We start from the raw sequence: 1,621 nt of genomic DNA, 5'->3' as shown, positions 1-1,621 counted from the left end.
GGTTGATTTTCAATCTCAACGCAACAGCCTGAACGGGCCCCGCGTTTCCGCAGCTAGCGCAACGCGGGAATAGCTCCCGGCACCTGGCCGTCGCACCGTTTCCGCAGGTGGAGAGGCTATGGAGGCCGGTGCCCCCATGCCGCCGCCGCATGCTCCGCCAGCCCGCCGCGCAGCCGTTCCGGACTCAGCGCAACGGGCCTTCCGGCCCATGTCCCGGCCCGCCGCCTATCCCGCCAGCGGCCCCTCGCCCCTCGCGGCCCTGGCCCTGTCGATGCAGCCGGGCGTGAGGTCGAGCTCGCCGGGCGCCAGCTCCTCTATCCCGAACGCGTCCATGAGGGCGGAGGCGTCCTCCCCGAGGGCCATCCGCAGCACGCGCGCCGGCGTCAGGAACCCGAGCGCCCCCCTCGGCTCGGAGTTCACCTGCGACATGAGCAGCGCGCAGTCCGCCGCCGTCAGCCGGTCGAACCTGGCCCCGGCGCCCTTGGGCAGCAGCTTCCTGATCTCCACGTGGTTCTTCTCGCACGCGCCCTTCTGCTGGCTCTGCCGGGGGTCGCAGTAGAAGAGCCTGGTCTCGCCGTCCCGCTCGCCGATCAGCGCCGCGATGGCGCCCTCGTCGGCGAACTCGCTCCCGTTGTCGGTGAGCACGGCGCCGAAGGCGCGCCTCGCGCCGTCCTCGCCGAGGACCCCGCGCAGGGAGGAGAGCGCCGCCAGGACCGAGGCGCACGTGCCGTCCGGCAGCGGCAGGGCCAGCTGGAAGCGGCTCGGGCGGTGCAGGAGCGTGAGGAGCCTGGCGGAGTCGCCCCTGGAGCCCTCGACGGTGTCCATCTCCCAGGCCGCGGCGCAGGCGTCCTCTCCGAGCGCGAGGAACGACGCGTGCGACCTGCGCGACGAGTGGGACGTCGCCCTCCCCGGGGCCCGGCGCGACCTCGGCCTGTAGCCGACCTTGCGCCTGAGCTCCATGTTCGTCATGCCGTCGTAGCCGGCGTCCACCCACCTGTAGACGGTGGAGGCGCTGAGCCCGGGGGTCGTCGCCGCTATCTGCTGCGGGGAGAGCCCGCGCGCGAGCCCGTCCCTGATGGCCGCGAGCTTGGCGGCGGCGCCCTCCTCGGTCTCGTCGATCCCGGACCTGCTCGCCGAGAGCTCGGCGTCGGCCGCCTCCTGCGCCCTCCTGGCGCTGTAGAACACCCTGGGCCTCCTCGAGCAGCCGTAGCCCCTCCTGTGCGAGCAGCCGTTGCAGCACCTCGGCCACGCGGAGAGCCTGGGGCAGGCCCCCGAGAGGTCCGCGGGCGCGGGCTCGCCGTAGCGCGAGCGCGGCGCGGTGACGTAGCGGTGCGCCGCAACCTCCCTGGTCACGGTCGAGGGCGACCTGCCGAGCTCCGCGGCGATATCGCGGGCGCTGCGGTTGCGGTCGAGCATCCTCTCGACCGTGTTCCTCTCGTGCCTCGTGAGCCTCCCGTACGACCTCCCGGACGGCTTGGGTCTGGACATTTCGGCCTCCCTCCATCGCGGGCCGGGGGATTCCGGCCCCTCTGGGGTTGCCTACCCGGATTCGCGACTCAGGACTCAGCGCAACGCGTTGCGCTGAGTCCTGAGGCTGTTGCAATGAAGATGAGAATCAAGG

General features: G+C 72.4%; 1 protein-coding gene. It reads right to left on the bottom strand.

The annotated features are described in order from the left end of the window. Nucleotides 1-225: 225 nt before the first annotated feature. Nucleotides 226-1,488 carry an IS30 family transposase gene (locus DW925_RS09965; protein WP_117790919.1) on the bottom strand — a complete coding sequence of 421 codons (1,263 nt, stop codon included), beginning with the start codon at nucleotides 1,486-1,488 and terminating at the stop codon, nucleotides 226-228. Nucleotides 1,489-1,621 lie beyond the last annotated feature (133 nt).

Origin of the sequence: Collinsella sp. AM43-1, assembly GCF_003467925.1 — a bacterium.
Classification (GTDB): domain Bacteria; phylum Actinomycetota; class Coriobacteriia; order Coriobacteriales; family Coriobacteriaceae; genus Collinsella.
This window is presented reverse-complemented; position numbering and strand designations above follow the sequence as displayed.

What these genes read in the sequence shown, in the direction of transcription:
- DW925_RS09965 (WP_117790919.1), bottom strand. Translation starts at nt 1,488, where the DNA reads ATGTCCAGACCCAAGCCGTCCGGGAGGTCGTACGGGAGGCTCACGAGG.